Source organism: Paenibacillus wenxiniae (genome assembly GCF_039822605.1).
Taxonomy (GTDB): domain Bacteria; phylum Bacillota; class Bacilli; order Paenibacillales; family Paenibacillaceae; genus Saccharibacillus; species Saccharibacillus wenxiniae.
The window spans coordinates 1-1,034 of the sequence record NZ_JBCGUH010000040.1 but is presented as its reverse complement, the minus strand read 5'-3'; the positions used below and the strand labels follow the sequence as shown (position 1 = coordinate 1,034).

General features: G+C 50.5%; 1 pseudogene. It reads right to left on the bottom strand.

Annotated features, from left to right (window positions below):
- Positions 1-1,034: pseudogene (locus AAHF22_RS23700) on the bottom strand (RHS repeat protein); the annotation flags it as partial.

Sequence of the window (1,034 nt, the reverse complement as noted above, 5' to 3'; positions counted from 1 at the left end):
AAGCTTGTGACGCGATCCAGTTTGTCACTTGTGCTCGTCTGTGTAGCGACTTTGGCATCGTTGATGTACAGCTCGTGGCGATCGGTCAGGATGTTACCGTCCGAACCGAAAATGCTTTTGACTTGCATCGTGCCACTGGCAAGTGTGTTACTGCTAGTTGCCTTCAATGTCGCGCTGGTCTGTTGTCCGCGCTCGTCATAAGTGTAGGTGGCACTTGTTCCATTGCGATCTATCGTTTGCTCCGTAAGACCGCGAGCATTGTAGTTCATTTGCGTGTGATTATTGGTGCTGTCGGCTTTGTCGGTCAGTAAACCTTTTTCATTGTAATTCTTCGTATACAACGTCTCACTCTTACCGCTTGAGTTGCTGATAATAACGCTGGATAATCCACCGCCTCCATCATACGTGTAGCTGCTCGTCTGATCGAGTGCATCCTGTACGCTGGTCAGGCGATTCAGTGCATCATACGTATACGCGGTCGTGACCCCTTTACCATTCTGGTTACCATTTGGATCGGTATACGTCAGCACGTTGCCTACTAAGTCATACGTATAGCTTTCCTGAATCGGTTGGCTATGATTCGCTGCGCCATCTTTGTACGCTACGACTTTGATCTTGTGACCGTACGCATCAAAGTTTTGCTCCAGCAGATTCAGACGGATACTCGTATTTTCTGGATTGGAGCGATACGAGCCTACATTAGTAGCCGCAATCGTATAATTCTGCGTCTGCTGCTGGGTGAGTAGCGGCTTCGTAATATACAGATTGCCTTCCGCATCGGTAAATTCGGTTTGCTGATCCCAGGCGTTGTAGGCTGCCGTTTGAGTATTCCCCATGGCATCGACCGCATAGACGGCGCGTCCCAGATCGTCGGGATGGTACTGGGAGCGTGTCCAGCCGTTGGTGTCATTGTACGTTTCCATGACGCGCAGGAAGCCGAAGCCATCGTAATACGCCGCTTGACGGTTGAGAACCGTGACGGCACCGGTGGCTTTGTTCGTGTATTGGCGGATGCTATCGACACGTAATGTGAG